This window comes from Bacillus sp. FSL K6-0138 (assembly GCF_037982765.1).
GTDB classification, from domain to species: domain Bacteria; phylum Bacillota; class Bacilli; order Bacillales; family Bacillaceae; genus Bacillus; species Bacillus glycinifermentans.
Genome location: NZ_CP150286.1, coordinates 3,950,591 through 3,966,375, shown reverse-complemented (window position 1 = coordinate 3,966,375; position 15,785 = coordinate 3,950,591). Strand labels below are relative to the sequence as shown.

Below are 15,785 nucleotides of genomic sequence, written 5' to 3'. Positions count from 1 at the left end.
ATGACGAGAACGGTTTTGTTTTGCGCGACGGTGGATTATCACTTTAAAGCATTTCACCTTCCGTATTTTAAGTGGTTCAAAGAGCAGGGCTGGACGGTTCACGCAGCGGCGAAAGGAAGCATGAAGCTGCCTTTTGCCGATCGGCAATTCGATATCGGGATCGAGCGTTCTCCCTTTCGTACAGGCAACCTGGCGGCATACCGAGAGCTTTCGCGCATCATCGATGAACATGAGTACAATATCATCCATTGCCATACTCCGATGGGCGGCGTATTAGCCAGACTGGCCGCCAGAAAGCAGAGAAAACGGGGAACGGCAGTGATGTATACCGCCCACGGTTTCCACTTTTGCCAGGGAGCACCCTTGAAAAATTGGCTGCTGTACTATCCGATCGAAAAAGGGCTCTCCTTTTTGACGGATTGCCTGATCACGATTAATCAAGAAGATTATGAGCTTGCAAAGGGCCTAAGCAGCAGGATGCGGACGGAAAAGATCCACGGCATCGGCGTTGACACCGGGCGGTTTCACCCTGTTGATGAGGAAGAAAAAAGACGGCTTAGAGCAAAATACCGTCTGAATGAAGACGATTTCGTTCTCATTTATCCGGCTGAGCTGAACATGAACAAAAATCAGGCGCTTTTAATCGAAACAGCGGCTTACTTAAAAGAAAGGATGCCAAACGTCAGGTTCGTCTTTGCCGGGAAGGGGCTGATGGAAGCCGAGTACCGCCGCCTGGCCGAGCAAAAAGGAGCTGCTGACCATGTTACGTTTGCGGGGTTTCAAAAGGACATTCACGAATGGATCAAGCTTGCCGACGTATCTGTCGCCTCAAGCATAAGGGAAGGCCTCGGCATGAATCTCCTTGAAGGAATGGCAGCCGGAAAACCCGCCGTTGCCACCGACAACCGCGGCCATCGCGAAGTCATCAAAGACGGAGCAAACGGCTTTCTCATTTCGCAGGGAGACGCCCGAACCTTCAGCGACCGTCTTTTCCAGCTTTACCATTCTCCCGAATTGCGAAAACGGATGGGTGAAGAGGGAAGAAAAACGGCTGCCGCTTATTCGCAGCAGCGCACGGTCAAAGAGATGGCGGACATATATTTTTCCTTTATGAAAAACGATGCAGCTGAAAGGAGGCTGAAAGGATGACAAACCGGCAAAAGCCGAAAGTATCGGTCATTATGGGAGTGTACAATTGCGAAGACACGCTAGCCGAAAGCATCGAGTCGATTTTGAGCCAAACCTATAAAAATTGGGAGATGATCATCTGCGACGACGCTTCGACAGATCGGACCTATGACATCGCCAGGCGGTATGCCGACCATTACAGCGATAAAATCAGGCTGGTCAGGAATGAGAAAAATAAGCGCCTTGCCGCTTCCCTGAATCATTGCCTCCAATATGCCGGCGGGACATATATCGCGCGCCAGGACGGCGATGATATCTCTTTGCCGCGCCGCTTTGAAAAACAGGTCGCGTTTTTGGAAAAGCAGCCCCATTACCATGTCGTCGGAAGCGGGATGATCGCTTTTGATGAAGAAGGCGTGAGAGGCGTCAGAATGCTGCCTCCTGCGCCGACTCCGCGAATCATGGCAAAAGGGACGCCGTTTTGCCATGCGACGATCATGATGCGTGCTGAAGCTTATCAGGCGCTGAAAGGCTACCGCGTCGGCAGGCGGACGAGAAGAATGGAAGACATCGATTTATGGCTCCGGTTTTTTGAAGCGGGATACAGAGGCTACAATCTTCAGGAGGCATTGTACAAAGTAAGGGAAGACGAATCGGCGTTTAAAAGGAGAAAGCTCAGTTATTCCATCGATAATGCGTTTATCGTCTATGACGCATGCAGACGGCTGAAGCTGCCGCTTTCCGACTATGCCTACATCATGAAACCGATCATCAGGGGGCTCATGCCTCCCTTTATCATGAACAAATATCATAAAAAAAGACTGATGAATGAAGGCGGAGGGGTCGTAAAACATGAATGACAGAAGCGCGAGACCAAAACGGGTGCTCCACATCGTAAGCGGAATGAACCGCGGCGGCGCGGAGACGATGATTATGAACATGTACCGCCATGCCGACAGGAGCCAGATCCAATTCGATTTCATTTCACACCGGGAGGAAACGTGCGACTACGACCCGGAAATCATATCGCTCGGCGGGCGCGTGTTTTATGTGCCGAGCATCGGCACGGCCGGTCTTCTTTCTTATATCAAAAGGATCAGGGACGTTTTGATCGAAAAAGGGCCGTTTTCAGCAGTTCACGCTCACACCGACTTTCAGACGGGCTTCGCCGCTTTGGCGGCAAAGCTTGCGGGCGTTCCGGTCCGCATCTGCCATTCGCATAATACGGCCTGGAAGCCGAATCCCCGTTTTATGGATGCGGTTCAGCTCCGGTTGTTCCGCCGGCTCATGTTCGCGTGCTCCACGGCGCTTTGCGCCTGCGGCCAAGATGCCGGCCGTTTTTTGTTCGGCGGAAAGAAGATGAGCAAAAACGCGGTTCACCTTTTGCAAAACGGGATTGACCTTGACCGTTTTCAAGAGGCGAACAGCCGCTCAAAAGCCGGTATGAGAAAAAGGTTCGGCATCAGCGAAAACGCGTTTGTGATCGGTCATGTCGGCCGCTTTTTCGAACAAAAAAACCACCCGTTTCTGCTTGAGCTCGCCGGCCGCCTCAAAAAAACGGGCACTCCCTTTCAGGCGGTGTTCGCAGGCGACGGACCGCTTCGCAAACAAATCGAAGAACAAGCGGCAAGGCTCGGGTTGGAAGACGAGGTCTTGTTTCTCGGCGTTGTTGAAGACGTTCCTTCCTTGATGCGGACGTTTGACGTATTCGTGATGCCGTCCTTGTTTGAAGGGCTGCCGCTCGTTCTTGTGGAGGCGCAGGCTTCAGGTCTTCCTTGCGTCGTCTCGGACACCATCACGAAGGAAACCGACCTGGGTCTCGGCTTATTGAAAAGGGTCAGCCTTGGAGCGGGGTTTGACCGATGGGCAGAGGAGATCGGCCGGGCACAGCAGGCGGAACAGCCGGCTTGGCCCGAAATCGAAAGCGCCCTGGCGGCGAGGGGATATGATGCGAAAGCGAATCTGACAAGGTTAATGGATCTCTATTCGATCTCCTTAGCAGAAGGACAATAAACATGGCCGTTTACATGCTGAATATGGGGATCGTTTTCGTATGGTCATGGTTTGCGAAAATGTACGGCAAAGAAGATCATTCTCTGCCGACGGGCTACCGTCCGAATGCGATTCTAGCTGCCGTGCCGCTCGCTTCCCTGATCATCGTCGCCGGATTGAGGTACAAGGTCGGAACAGACTTCCAAACCTATATGCTGCTTTACGAATTGGCCGGCAAATACGACAGCATTTGGGCGATCTTCGGATTCGGCGGGGCCAAAGCCTCGACAGATCCGGGATTCACTGCGCTCTTGTGGCTGTTGAATCATATCACAAGAGATCCGCAGATCATGTTTGTCACCGTCAGCGTCATCACCTATTTTTTTATCGTCAAGACGCTTTATGTATACGGACGGCCGTTTGAATTAAGCATGTTTTTATTTTTAGGTATGTTCTATTACTATGCGTCATTCAACGGGATTCGCCAGTACATGGTGGCGGCTGCCTTGTTTTGGGCTGTCAAATACGTGATCGGCGGAAACTGGGTGCGCTATACGATGACCGTGCTGATTTGCTCGCTGTTTCATTCATCTGCACTTATCATGATTCCCGTCTATTTCATTGTCAGAAGAAAAGCGTGGTCGCCTGTCATGGGTCTGCTCACTCTTCTATTTTTAGCCGGGACTTTCATGTATCAAAAGTTTCTTTCCGTCTTTATCGTCGTGCTTGAAAACAGTTCATACGGACATTATGAAGAGTGGCTTATGAAAAATTCAAACGGGATGAACTCGATTAAAATCATCGTCCTTCTCCTTCCGCTCGTGCTTGCGTTTTGCTTCAGAGAGCAGCTGAGGAAGCGCTGGCCCGAGATCGACTATATCGTCAACTTTTGCCTGATCGGTTTTTTATTCGGTGTTTTGGCGACAAAGGATGTCATCTTTGCAAGGTTTAACATCTATTTTGGACTTTATCAGCTGATTCTCGTTCCTTACTTTGTCCGGATTTTTGAACCGAAATCGAATGCGCTTTTATACGTTTTGTTTTTGATCTGTTATTTCTTATACAGCTTTATGCTCATGCCGTTCGATTCTTCGGTGCTGCCGTACAGAACGATTTTTGAACGTTAATCTATGAAACAGACAAGGCGGCGGATCATTCCGGTCTTGTGAAAAATGTCGACAAAGGAGTCAATCATATTGGAAAACCCAGCCGTTAGCTTACTGGTCGCAGTATACAATACAGAAGCTTTTTTGCCGAATTGTTTACAATCGCTGATCAGCCAGACCTTAAAAAATATCGAAATCATCATCGTCAATGACGGTTCGACGGATGGAAGCCAGAAAATCATTGATCATTTTGCCAGGAAGGACGGCCGGATCAAAACGATCCAGCAGGAAAATCAAGGTCTCGGGGCCGTGCGGAATAAAGGAATAGAAGCCGCAGAAGGAGAGTATCTGGCTTTCATCGATTCGGATGACTGGATTGAACCCGACTATTGCAGGGCCATGTATGAAAAAGCGAAGGCCGAGGAAGCCGATCTCGTCATCTGCGATTATGCCGTAGACATTCAGGATACGGGGAAAACGATCTTTCCCGAGATTGGGAAACGCTACGCCGGAAAGCCGAAAGACGCATACATCACTGATCTGCTCAAGGGCAAGGTGAGCGGTTTTTCCTGGAACAAGCTTTACAGGCGCAGCCTGATCGAAGAGCACCGGCTCGCCTTTCCGCTCAGGGATGAATTGGAGAATATCGAAGATCAATACTTCAGTTTCAGGTGCCTGTTTTTTGCAAATACAGCGGCGTTTGTGACAAAGCCTTTGTACCACTACAGGGTTCACCTGACATCGATTGTCCAAAAGTATCAGCCGGGGCTTTACGAAGACGGCCTTGCCCTATACGAGGCAAATCTTGAATGCCTGGCAAAGCACGGCGGGCTTCAAGCTTTGGAAGACGCGCTTCACGTCTTTCTCGTCAACCACGCGTTGGGCAGCATTTTGAATGAGTGCAAAAGCCTGAATAAAAACCCTTCGGCGGAAAAATACAAAAATATCAGGCGGATTTGCGCCTCTCCTGAGTTTAGAAGGAAAATTCCCGCTGTCGACCTGACGGCTTTTAATTCGAAGAAGAAGCTGCTGCTGTTGCTCGTACGCTGGCGTCTCGTGCCGGCCGTGTACGGATTCGCAGCGCTGTATCAGAAAACGATCGAGTACAGAATGAAGAAATAGGCGGTGAGGACATGACCTTTCAGGAATGGAAAGTCAATCTTGCGGAATGGCTTCTGCTGAAGGTGAAATATCCATCAGAATTCGTGATGGGAACACCTGGTTTAAAAAGATTTGACCAATATAACGGGAAGAAAAAGATCATTTTGACGCTAATTCCTTCCCACGATAATTTGGGGGATCACGCGATTGCCCTGGCAAGCAGAACATTTATAGAAAATGAGTTTCCCGATTTTGAAGTTATCGAGATCGGCATCAATGATATTTACAAACACGCAAAAGCGCTGCGGCGCGTCCGCCACCCCGAGGATATGGTGTTTATCATCGGCGGCGGCAATATGGGCGATTTATACAGAAATGAAGAATGGACGAGACGCTTTATCATCAAGACCTTTAAGCAGTATAAAATCGTGCAGCTTCCGGCCACTGCCCATTTTTCGAAGACGCCTTACGGACAAAAGGAATTAAAAAGGGCAAAAAAAATCTACAATGCCCATCCCCGCCTGTTGCTGATGGCGCGCGACGAGACAACCTATCAATTTATGAAACGGCATTTTGCGGGCAAAACGATTTTAAAGCAGCCGGACATGGTGCTGTATTTAAAGAAAGAGAAGCAGGAGGAAAGAGACGGCATTTTGGTGTGCTTGAGGGATGATAAAGAAAGCTTTCTAAAAAAAGAAGAGCGAAAAGCGCTGTTGAAAGCAGTTACTGACGAATACGGAGGGGTCAGAACGTTTACGACGACGATCGGCAAGAGAGTGAGCAGCGTCTCGCGCGAGATGGAGCTGAACAAGCTCTGGGATCAATTGAGAGGCGCTGAAGTTGTGGTGACGGACAGGCTGCACGGCATGATCTTTTGCGCGATTACCGGAACCCCGTGCGTCGTGATCCGTTCCTTCGACCATAAGGTGCTTGAAGGATTCAACTGGCTGAAAGACATCCCATCGATGAAGCTTGTCGAAAAGCCCGGAACGGCAGAGGTGCTCGGTGCGATCAAGGAATTGATCAAAAGCGATGCATCACACGAAAACGCTCCGACGAGGGATCATTATTTCACCGATCTGAAGCGGAAGATATTAGGTGATGCCCTATGAAGCCGTTCGTCAGCATCATCGTTCCGATGTACAATGTCGAAGCTTATATTGAAGAGTGCGTCAATTCTTTGCTCAGGCAGACGTTGAGAAATATCGAAATCATTCTCGTTGATGACGGGTCACCCGACAGATCGGGAGACATCGCAAGACGGTATTGCGATCAGGATGCAAGAGTCAAAGTGATCCATAAAAAGAACGGCGGGCTGAGCTCCGCCAGAAATGCCGGGCTCCATGCAGCAACAGGGGAGTATGTCGGCTTTGTCGACGGAGACGACTTTGTGTCGCCGGCGATGTTTGAAAATATGTACGCCGCTGCGAAGGAGGACGATCTTGATATCGTCATGTGCGGCTATCATAAGCATTCTGATAAAGGAAACGAGTATGTTCCTCCGTCTTTGCCGGCCGGACGCCTGCTGCTGGGCTGGGATATTAAGCATGAGCTGAGAAGGGCGCACGAAACCCGGTTCATCTGGTATGTATGGCGGAATTTGTACAGGCGCGACCTGCTGAAGCATAACGAGCTTTATTTTTATGAAGATATTCGCTTTGCGGAAGATTCGCCGTTTAACCTGTACGCTTTTTACGCCGCAAAGCGCGTAAAAGCGATCGATGAAGGCTATTACATGTACAGGTGTAATCCGGAGAGCCTGACAGAGCTTCCTTTTAAGCCGTACATGGATGACAGCCTGATCAGGCAATATCGTGCAAAAAAGAGATTTTACGAGACATTCCAGATGTTTGAGGAATGTTCCGAGGATCTGCAGACGTACATGTGCAAACACCAGATCCCGATGCTTCTGGCCAATGCATGCGCCGAACCGAAGCCTTCAAAACAAGTGAGGCGGCATATTAAGGATATTTTATCCTACCGGATGGTACAGTCATCGGTGGAAAAAACGTCATTGCGCAATAAAAAGCTTTTGCTCGGACAGCGGATTGTTTTACTGTTATGCAAATTGCATGTTCCGATCCTGCTCGAATTGTTTTTTAAACGAAATCTGCCCAGTAAGGGATGAGCCTTTTGAATAAGACATTTTTACTGAATCTGGGCGCCAATGTGGCGTCCTTTTTGCTATCCGTGCTGTTTTCGATGTGGCTGACTCCGTTTGTCATCAAAACGCTCGGAGTTGAAGCGTTCGGCTTCGTTCATTTAACGCAAAACATGATCAATTATTTTTCGATAATTACAGTCGCCTTGAGCGCGGTCGTCGTCAGATTTTTTTCCGTCTCGGCCCACAGGGGGGCGCTCGATGAGGCAAGAGGCTATATGAATACGTATATGATTTCGTCTTTTGCCCTTTCGCTCGTTTTGCTCTTGCCGCTTGGGGGAACGATCTATTTTGTCGACCGGATCATCCGCGTCCCTGCGGGTCTCTTGAGCGATGTGCAAATCGCGCTGTTCATCGGCGGCCTGCTCTTTCTGCTGACGTTTTTTATGTCAGGATTTGCGGCAGGTCCATTTTTCGCCAATAAAATCTATATCACGAGCACGATCCAGGCGGTGCAAATGCTGATTCGCGTGCTGTCGGTCGTCTGCATTTTTTCATTGTTCGCGCCGAAGATTTGGCACATTCAGCTTGCCGCTTTCATCGCTACCGTGTCAGCGTGCATGCTGTCTTTCGTTTTCTTTAAAAAACTGATTCCCTGGTATTCGTTTCGGATCAAGGATATGTCGCTCAAAAAATGCAGGAAGCTGCTGCAGTCCGGGGGATGGAGCTCGGTCAGCCAGGTCGGCGTGCTGCTGTTTCTGCAAATCGATTTAATGGTGGCCAACCTTATGCTTGGGGTCAGCGAATCCGGAATGTACGCGGCGATCATTCAGTTCCCGCTTTTATTGAGGACGCTGTCGTCAACGCTTGCGGCCGTATTTTCCCCGACGATTACGCTCTATTATTCAAAAGGTGACAAAGAAGGGCTTGTCCGCTATGCCAATCGGGCCGTCAGGTTCAACGGATTGATCCTTGCGCTGCCTGCGGCAATGCTCGGCGGGCTGGCCGGCCCGTTTTTGACGATTTGGCTCGGACCTTCTTTCGAGCATTTGAAATGGCTTTTATTGATACATGCCGGCTATTTGGTCGTATCTTTGAGCCCTGCGCCGCTTTTTTACATTTTTACAGCTTACAACAAACTGAGAACGCCGGCCTTGACGACGGTCGCCTTCGGCGCCGTCAACTTGATCCTTGCCGTCGTGCTGAGCGGTCCGGCGGGACTCGGCCTTTACGGAATCGCGCTTTCCGGGGCTGTTGCGTTAATGCTGAAAAACGTCGTCTTCACCCCGATGTACGCCTCAAAGATCACGGGTGAACGAAAACGGGTCTTTTATAAAGGCGTGTATGCCCCGCTTGCCGGCGCTTCATTCGCATTGGGCGTCTGCTTCGCAATCCAGTTCTTTTTTGCGGTCGACGGCCTGCCGTCCCTTATCATGACGGCGCTGGCAGCGTCTGGTGCGTACGTATTGTTTGCATATTTTGTGTTATGTACAAAAGAAGAACGGCTTTCAGTTCTAAGCTGGCTGCAAAAGTTTCGGACTTCTGCGTTGCTCCCTTTTCAGAAGGGATTTTTCAAATAGGAGAAAGGGTGCGGTATTCGTGAAAGCTAAACGGTTTTTTGATCTTGTGTCAGCGATTGTTTTGCTCCTTGTTCTCAGTCCGGCCATGCTGCTTGTGGCTTGCATCATCAGGTGGAAAATCGGCTCGCCCGTGTTGTTCCGCCAGACGCGTCCGGGGCTGAACGGGAAGCCTTTCACATTGTATAAGTTTCGAACGATGACAGATGAAAGGGATGAAGCAGGGAACCTGCTCAGCGACGAAAAACGGCTGACAAAGACGGGAAAGCTGATCAGAAAAACGAGCCTTGATGAACTGCCGCAGCTGATCAACGTCATCAAGGGCGATCTCAGCCTCGTCGGTCCGCGGCCGCTGTTGATGGAATATGTTCCCTTATATACAAAGCGGCAGTGGAGGAGGCACGAAGTCAGACCCGGCATTACGGGCTGGGCGCAAATCAACGGCAGAAATAAAGTGACATGGGAAGAAAAGTTCGAACTCGATGTTTGGTATGTCGATCACTGGTCTTTCTTTCTCGACCTGAAAATCATTATGTTGACGATCGGCAAGGTGATGAAGTCAGAGGGCGTCAGCCAGGACCATCATGTCACCGCCGAAAAATTCACGGGGAGAAGGAATGCATGATGCAAAACGTGGTAATCATCGGCGCGGGGGGCCACGGCAAGGTCATCCGGGAGATCGTCGAAGAGCTGCCGGATACAGTGCTGGCCGGAATTCTTGATGACCGGTTTCAGAAGCTTCAGCTAGTAAACGGCCTTTATAAAGGACCTTCCCATGCGGCGAGAGAGCTGATTCAGGAGCTTTCGGACGCGAAGTTTATGCTTGGGGTCGGAAGCAATGAAACGAGGGAAAAGCTGTTTCAAAACCTCGGCCTCCCGCTTGAACGGTATGCGGTGCTTATTCATCCGTCCGCCGTCATCAGCAAATCGGCGCAGATTCAAAACGGGACGGTCGTCATGGCGGCGAGCGTCATTCAGGCTGATGCCTTTATCGGTGCACACAGCATCGTCAACACCGGCGTGATCGTTGAACACGATAATGTGATCGGCGACTATGTCCACCTGTCGCCGGGAACGATTTTGACCGGAAGCGTGACCGTTAAAGACGGAGCGCACGTCGGCGCAGGAACCGTTGTCATTCCCGGAAAAACGATCGGAGAGAGAAGCGTGACGGGCGCGGGCGCGGTGGTGATCACCAATATTCCGGACGATTCGACCGCAGTCGGAACACCGGCGCGAACGATTAAATAACTGCGTAAAAAGGGTGAAAACAATGGATCAGAAAAAGCGAATTTATTTATCGCCTCCGCACATGAGCGGTGAGGAGGAACGCTATATAGCGGAAGCTTTTCGGACAAACTGGATCGCGCCTCTCGGTCCGCTCGTCGATGCGTTTGAAGAAAAGCTGGCATCATATGCCGGAACGGCCGGAGCGGCAGCCGTCAGCTCGGGGACGGCTGCGATTCATCTCGCCCTCAAATTATTGGGGGCCGGAAAAGGCGACAAAGTATTTTGTTCCTCTTTTACGTTTGTCGCCAGTGCCAATCCTGTACTGTATGAACAGGCCGAACCTGTGTTTATCGATTCTGAACCGGATACGTGGAACATGTCTCCCGAAGCGCTCGAACGGGCGCTGGACGAAGCGGAGCGCGAAAGGAGCCTTCCAAAGGCCGTCATCGTTGTCAATTTATACGGGCAAAGCGCCAAAATGGACGAGATCATCGCGATCTGTGACAAATATGCCGTACCGGTCATCGAAGATGCAGCCGAATCGCTCGGATCAGAATATAAAGGAAGAAAGAGCGGAACGTTCGGCCGGTTTGGCATCTATTCATTCAACGGCAATAAAATCATCACGACTTCCGGCGGGGGAATGCTTGTCAGCGATGATGAGGAAGCCCTGCAAAAAGCGCGGTTTTTGGCGACCCAGGCGAGAGAGCCGGCCGTTCATTACCAGCATGAGAAAGCCGGCTTCAACTACCGGATGAGCAATATCCTGGCCGGGATCGGCATCGCCCAGCTCGGCGTTTTGGATGACAGGGTAAAAGCGCGGCGCGCGGTTTTTAAACGGTATCAGGAGGCGCTCTCTGACATCGACGGCATCGACTTCATGCCTGAAATCGGCATGTCAAACAGATGGCTGACGACCTTGACGTTTGATGCAGAAAAGATCAAATCGTCACCGGCGGACATCATCGAACAGCTTGCACGCGAAAATATTGAAGCGCGTCCGTTATGGAAGCCGCTTCACAGGCAGCCGCTTTTTAAAGGCGCCGCCTTTTATGCACATGATGAAACCTGCCCGGTTGCCGACGACCTTTTTGAACGGGGGCTCTGCCTGCCGTCAGGCTCAAGCTTGACGCGCGAAGAACAAGACCGGATCATTCAGGTGCTCTGTGACCGGATCATATATAAATGAGGTGTAAAACAATGACCACAATCTATTCCATGGACAGCTTGAAGGAAAAGCTGGCGAAATTGCTGGATGTCATTCCAAAGCATTCGTCAGCCGTTTACTTGGATTATCCCCTCTACGGGAATGTAGGCGATTTATTGATTATGAAAGGAACGGAAGCCTTTTTTAAAGCATACGGCATTCGCGTCTGCGAAAGGTGGAACGCGGAAAACTTTAATCTGGGACGGAAAATTCCCGAAGAAGCGATTATCGTTTGCCAGGGAGGCGGCAATTTCGGAGATTTGTACCCTCATTTTCAACAGTTCAGGGAGCGCGTCATCGAGCATTACCCGAACAATCGGATCGTGATCCTCCCGCAGTCGATTTACTATGAAAATGAAGAAAACATCAGGCGGACAAGAGATATATTGACGGCACACCCGGATCTTCATTTATATACGAGGGAAAAAGCGTCATTTCAATTTGCAAACGAACACTTTGAAGGGCTCAACAACATCAGGATGATGCCTGACATGGCCCATCAGCTCTGGCCGATTGAGCCGACGGAGAAGCCGTCGGAATCCGTGCTGCGCTTAATCAGAACGGATAAAGAAGCAAACGGAAGCCTGCAAAAAGCGCAGGAGCCTGATACATACGACTGGCCTGTGATTTTGTCAGACCGCGACAAACGCGGCATCAGGCGGCTGCAAACGTTGAACGCCCTTAATAAAAAAGCGGGGAACCCGTTGCCGATCGCTCATTATTGGGAGCGTTATTCAGACATGCTCGTCAACAAATCGATCCGATTTTTCAGCTGCTACGAATCAGTCGTCACCTCACGGCTTCACGGGCACATTTTATCTTGCCTGCTTCAAAAGGAAAACATCGTGATCGACAACTCCTACGGGAAAAATGCAAACTATTACAACACATGGATGAAAGATATCCCCAATACGAAGCTCATCCAGGAAAAAACAGAAGAGCCGCCTGTTCCCGTGTAACAGACGGCTTTTTTCTTTCCCTTATTTTCCTCGCTTTACTTTGTTGTAAGCCTCATCCAAATGCTGAATCCGTTTTAGGACAACTGCGTTCTTTGTCAGCTGGTCCTGCACAAGCGTCGAAACGACGGAACGGTAATAGCTGTTCATGGCATGAATCTTATCCTCGTCTGGATTCATTTCAATATGGGCTTTAAAATTTTCTATGAAATAAGGCACTGAAAATAGTTGTGTCATTACGGAAAACACTCCTTTTTATGTCTATACGGTAAAGATTCGATCGTGTAAACTAATAATGGGAGGGGAGAAATGATGAAACTGCATGTGCAGCAGCAGCAAACGGTAAAACTTCACTTGACCCAGGGGCTTACACAAGCAATTACCATGCTTCAGTACACCTCGGCCGAACTCAACAGCAAGATAGATGAGCTCTCAATGGAAAACCCTCTTATCGAACGGAAGGACTCCGACGTTCCCCGATCATTTTACCATAAAACAAGGCAGCATTTGCAGCGGGAGCAGACGATTGTTCCAGAGGCGGCGTATCACCGCGAGACGCTAAAAAACGCCCTGAAACGGCAGGCGCTTGACCTGCATTTGTCAAACCGGGAAAAACGGATTTTCGCCTACTTGGTTGAATCGCTTGATTCAAACGGCTATGTGACGGAAAAGCTGTCATTTATCGCGTCCGAGCTGTCCGTACCAGCCGGGGAGGCAGAAGCGGTTCTGGCCAAACTGCAGTCTCTGGAGCCTGCAGGCGTCGGTGCGCGTTCGCTTCAGGAATGCATTCTCATCCAGCTAAGACGGCTGCCGAAAGATACCTATCAGGCGGAAACCGTCATTTCAAGCTATTTTGAGCTTTTCGCAAAAAAAGCGTGGAAGGAGCTTTCTGTTAAAACAGGCCTGTCTCTGGCTGAACTTCAGAATATTCAAGATATTGTCGCCAACTTGTCGCCAAGGCCGGGGCTGGCGTATGATGCTGATGAACGGGACGTCTATATCGAGCCTGATGTCGTCGTCTCCGCCGAGGACGGAAAATTGACGCTAGAGCTCAGCCGCCGCTCGTTTCCGGATATCCAGCTCAATTCGTTTTACGAAGCGTTTCTCGAAAGGCGGGCAAAGGATGAAACTGCCTCGTTTTTATCTGAGAAATACAGGCAGTGGAAATGGCTTGACCAGGCGCTCAGGCAGCGAAGGGAAACGATGACAAGGGTCATGAAGGAAATCATGGTTCGCCAAAAGGGGTATTTTCTTAACGGACAGCATGATATTCAGCCCCTGACCTTAAAAGAGGTGGCAGATGCCCTCGGCATCCACGAATCGACAGTGAGCCGGGCGGTAAAGGGGAAAACGGTGCAAACGCCTTATGAACTTTGCGAGCTGAAGCGGTTTTTTTCGGCAAAAGTAAAGGATTCAGGCGACGGCCATACGTCAAGCCATACAGTGAAAGCGCATCTGTGCCGCCTGATCGAAGAGGAAAACAAAATGAAACCGCTTTCAGACCAAAAGCTGGCCGATTTATTAAAGGAAGCTCACGGGATCGTCATTTCGAGGCGAACCGTCGCCAAATATCGAGACCAGCTCAACATTTTGCCGTCATCCGTCAGGAAACGGTACGAATAAAGGCCGACGTGCGAACCGCCGGCCTTTTTTTTACGGAATCATCCATGAGAACGCATGATGCTGCAAAAACGTGATGATGCATACGAGCAGCAAGAGAAATAAACTGTGTTTCACCGTAAAGCGGAGCAGATCGGATTCTTTTCCGGCCAGACCGACGGCGGCGCAGGCTACTGCGATCGATTGCGGGGATATCATTTTCCCCGTAACGCCGCCCGATGAATTGGCGGCAACCGCAAGCACCGGCTCCATTCCGACCGATGACGCCGTCACTTTTTGCAGGCTGCCGAACAACAGGTTTGCCGAGGTATCGGAGCCTGTAATAAAGACGCCGAGCCAGCCGAGCACAGGAGAGAAAAATGAAAACATCGCACCCGTCATGGCAAGCGACATACCGAGCGTTGTGCTCATTCCCGAAGAGTTGGTGACATAGGCAAAGCCGACGACGGAAGCGATCGTCAACACGGGCTTTCTCAGTTCCTTCAGCGTGTCGATAAAAACGGCGCCCCACTCTTTCCATGAAACAGCCGTGACAAACTTGGTCAGCACAGCGGCAAGCAAAATCGCAGTTCCTGCTGAGCCGAGCAGATCGAGTTTATAAAGGGCTTCAAGCGGCTTGCCTGACCCATCGAGGATCTCGTTGTTCAAAAAAGGCACACCAGGAGCAAATGACAGACGGCTGCCGATTTCATTGATGAAAAGCAGGAACGGATTTGCCCCTTGATAATGACCTGTCAGCGCTTCTTTCACAGCGGGAATGCCCCATATAGAGACCATTGCAGTCAGCAATAAAAACGGTGTCCATGCTTTTAAAATGCGGCCTGCCGAATACGTGCGCTCTTGTTTTTCCTCTCTCGCTTCCGCGGCGGCGGCCGCCTCTTTTTCTCCCGGAAATCTGAAAATCGTCTTGGGCTTCCAGAACTTTAAAAATACGGCGAGCGCAACAAGCGAAACGATGGCCGACAGGATATCCGGAAGCTCAGGCCCCAGGAAATTCGAGCTTACATATTGCGTGGCGGCAAAAGAAACGCCCGACACCAAAATGGCCGGCAGCACTTCCAAAGACCTCCTGAAGCCGCTCATGATCACGATCAAATAAAACGGAATAAAAACGGATAAAAACGGGAGCTGACGGCCGACCATTTTTGAAATATCCATCGCCGGTATTCCGGTCGGCCCTTCGACTGCGATAATCGGTATCCCGATCGCCCCGAAGGCGACAGGCGCCGTGTTGGCGATTAAACAGATGCCTGCCGCGTATAAAGGATTGAATCCGAGCCCGACAAGCAGTGCGGCCGATATCGCAACCGGGGCCCCAAACCCGGCTGCTCCCTCTAAAAACGCGCCGAATGAAAACGCTATCAAAAGTGCCTGCAGGCGCCGGTCATCGGTGATCGACAACACGGAGCTCCGAATCACGTCAAATTGCCCCGTTTTTACCGTCAGCTTGTATAAAAAGACCGATGTGACGATAATCCAGCCGATTGGCAAAAGTCCGTACACCGCGCCCTGCGATGCGGACATAACGGCTTTTTCGGCGGGCATGCCGTAGACGAAAACGGCCAAAACAAGCGCAATCAATAAGGTCGTCAACCCGGCTGTATGCCCTTTCATTCTTTTGATGGCCAAAGCCCAGAAAAAATATAAGATCGGTATAAGCGCTGCAATTGAAGAGAGCAGCAAATTGTTCCCCAGCGGAGTGTAACTTTGAGTCCATCCCATCTCCTCATTCCCCCTTTGTTGTTAAAACGGCCTGTCCAAAATCAG

15 protein-coding genes are annotated in these 15,785 nt (G+C 50.3%); 13 read left to right on the top strand and 2 right to left on the bottom strand.

Features of this window, described 5'->3' with window-relative positions:
• From MHB78_RS20930 to MHB78_RS20875, 12 genes are all read left to right on the top strand, one after another.
• Nucleotides 1–1,149: a glycosyltransferase family 4 protein gene (locus tag MHB78_RS20930; RefSeq protein ID WP_046131053.1), complete on the top strand. Its 1,149-nt coding sequence runs from the start codon at nucleotides 1–3 to the stop codon at nucleotides 1,147–1,149.
• Nucleotides 1,146–1,988 (top strand): glycosyltransferase, encoded by an 843-nt coding sequence (locus tag MHB78_RS20925; protein ID WP_046131052.1) that lies wholly within the window; start codon nucleotides 1,146–1,148, stop codon nucleotides 1,986–1,988. Before MHB78_RS20930 ends, MHB78_RS20925 begins: the two co-directional genes overlap by 4 nt.
• On the top strand, nucleotides 1,981–3,141 hold the full coding sequence (locus MHB78_RS20920; RefSeq protein ID WP_046131051.1) for a glycosyltransferase family 1 protein: 1,161 nt from the start codon (nucleotides 1,981–1,983) through the stop codon (nucleotides 3,139–3,141). The genes MHB78_RS20925 and MHB78_RS20920 overlap by 8 nt, the downstream gene beginning before the upstream one ends.
• Before the next feature lie 2 nt (nucleotides 3,142–3,143).
• Nucleotides 3,144–4,247, top strand: coding sequence for an EpsG family protein (locus MHB78_RS20915; RefSeq protein WP_046131050.1), 1,104 nt, complete (start codon nucleotides 3,144–3,146; stop codon nucleotides 4,245–4,247).
• 69 nt (nucleotides 4,248–4,316) lie between these two features.
• Entirely contained in the window at nucleotides 4,317–5,348 is a 1,032-nt protein-coding gene (locus tag MHB78_RS20910) for a glycosyltransferase (RefSeq protein ID WP_046131049.1), read from the top strand.
• 11 nt (nucleotides 5,349–5,359) lie between these two features.
• A complete protein-coding gene (locus tag MHB78_RS20905) occupies nucleotides 5,360–6,439 on the top strand; it encodes a polysaccharide pyruvyl transferase family protein (RefSeq protein WP_046131048.1) in 1,080 nt (359 codons plus the stop codon).
• Nucleotides 6,436–7,455 carry a glycosyltransferase gene (locus MHB78_RS20900; RefSeq protein WP_046131047.1) on the top strand — a complete coding sequence of 340 codons (1,020 nt, stop codon included), beginning with the start codon at nucleotides 6,436–6,438 and terminating at the stop codon, nucleotides 7,453–7,455. Before MHB78_RS20905 ends, MHB78_RS20900 begins: the two co-directional genes overlap by 4 nt.
• The gene (locus tag MHB78_RS20895) at nucleotides 7,452–9,008 is read left to right on the top strand and encodes an MATE family efflux transporter (RefSeq protein WP_231947398.1); all 1,557 of its coding nucleotides are present in this window, start codon (nucleotides 7,452–7,454) and stop codon (nucleotides 9,006–9,008) included. Before MHB78_RS20900 ends, MHB78_RS20895 begins: the two co-directional genes overlap by 4 nt.
• Nucleotides 9,009–9,027: 19 nt before the next feature.
• Entirely contained in the window at nucleotides 9,028–9,630 is a 603-nt protein-coding gene (locus tag MHB78_RS20890; RefSeq protein ID WP_046131045.1) for a sugar transferase, read from the top strand.
• Nucleotides 9,630–10,256: an acetyltransferase gene (locus MHB78_RS20885; RefSeq protein ID WP_046131065.1), complete on the top strand. Its 627-nt coding sequence runs from the start codon at nucleotides 9,630–9,632 to the stop codon at nucleotides 10,254–10,256. Before MHB78_RS20890 ends, MHB78_RS20885 begins: the two co-directional genes overlap by 1 nt.
• 22 nt (nucleotides 10,257–10,278) lie before the next feature.
• The gene (locus MHB78_RS20880; RefSeq protein ID WP_046131044.1) at nucleotides 10,279–11,424 is read left to right on the top strand and encodes an aminotransferase class I/II-fold pyridoxal phosphate-dependent enzyme; all 1,146 of its coding nucleotides are present in this window, start codon (nucleotides 10,279–10,281) and stop codon (nucleotides 11,422–11,424) included.
• A gap of 11 nt (nucleotides 11,425–11,435) precedes the next feature.
• Nucleotides 11,436–12,401, top strand: a complete 966-nt coding sequence (locus MHB78_RS20875) for a polysaccharide pyruvyl transferase family protein (protein ID WP_046131043.1) — start codon at nucleotides 11,436–11,438, stop codon at nucleotides 12,399–12,401.
• A 21-nt stretch (nucleotides 12,402–12,422) separates the two neighbouring features.
• Here the strand turns inward: MHB78_RS20875 and yvfG are convergent, their stop codons facing one another.
• Nucleotides 12,423–12,635, bottom strand: coding sequence for a protein YvfG (gene yvfG, locus MHB78_RS20870; RefSeq protein ID WP_046131042.1), 213 nt, complete (start codon nucleotides 12,633–12,635; stop codon nucleotides 12,423–12,425).
• A 75-nt stretch (nucleotides 12,636–12,710) separates the two neighbouring features.
• Here yvfG and rpoN point away from each other — a divergent pair, with 75 nt between their 5' ends.
• Nucleotides 12,711–14,021, top strand: a complete 1,311-nt coding sequence (rpoN, locus tag MHB78_RS20865) for an RNA polymerase factor sigma-54 (RefSeq protein ID WP_231947515.1) — start codon at nucleotides 12,711–12,713, stop codon at nucleotides 14,019–14,021.
• Between the two features lie 30 nt (nucleotides 14,022–14,051).
• Here rpoN and lutP read toward each other — a convergent pair whose 3' ends face one another.
• A complete protein-coding gene (gene lutP / locus MHB78_RS20860) occupies nucleotides 14,052–15,740 on the bottom strand; it encodes an L-lactate permease LutP (RefSeq protein ID WP_046131040.1) in 1,689 nt (562 codons plus the stop codon).
• Nucleotides 15,741–15,785: the final 45 nt, after the last annotated feature.

Bases quoted from the DNA above. Each gene is read 5' to 3' on its own strand.
- MHB78_RS20930 (WP_046131053.1), top strand. From the start codon at position 1: ATGACGAGAACGGTTTTGTTTTGCGCGACGGTGGATTATCACTTTAAA.
- MHB78_RS20925 (WP_046131052.1), top strand. From the start codon at position 1,146: ATGACAAACCGGCAAAAGCCGAAAGTATCGGTCATTATGGGAGTGTAC.
- MHB78_RS20920 (WP_046131051.1), top strand. From the start codon at position 1,981: ATGAATGACAGAAGCGCGAGACCAAAACGGGTGCTCCACATCGTAAGC.
- MHB78_RS20915 (WP_046131050.1), top strand. From the start codon at position 3,144: ATGGCCGTTTACATGCTGAATATGGGGATCGTTTTCGTATGGTCATGG.
- MHB78_RS20905 (WP_046131048.1), top strand. From the start codon at position 5,360: ATGACCTTTCAGGAATGGAAAGTCAATCTTGCGGAATGGCTTCTGCTG.
- MHB78_RS20900 (WP_046131047.1), top strand. From the start codon at position 6,436: ATGAAGCCGTTCGTCAGCATCATCGTTCCGATGTACAATGTCGAAGCT.
- MHB78_RS20895 (WP_231947398.1), top strand. From the start codon at position 7,452: ATGAGCCTTTTGAATAAGACATTTTTACTGAATCTGGGCGCCAATGTG.
- MHB78_RS20885 (WP_046131065.1), top strand. From the start codon at position 9,630: ATGCAAAACGTGGTAATCATCGGCGCGGGGGGCCACGGCAAGGTCATC.
- MHB78_RS20880 (WP_046131044.1), top strand. From the start codon at position 10,279: ATGGATCAGAAAAAGCGAATTTATTTATCGCCTCCGCACATGAGCGGT.
- MHB78_RS20875 (WP_046131043.1), top strand. From the start codon at position 11,436: ATGACCACAATCTATTCCATGGACAGCTTGAAGGAAAAGCTGGCGAAA.
- yvfG (WP_046131042.1), bottom strand. From the start codon at position 12,635: ATGACACAACTATTTTCAGTGCCTTATTTCATAGAAAATTTTAAAGCC.
- rpoN (WP_231947515.1), top strand. From the start codon at position 12,711: ATGAAACTGCATGTGCAGCAGCAGCAAACGGTAAAACTTCACTTGACC.
- lutP (WP_046131040.1), bottom strand. From the start codon at position 15,740: ATGGGATGGACTCAAAGTTACACTCCGCTGGGGAACAATTTGCTGCTC.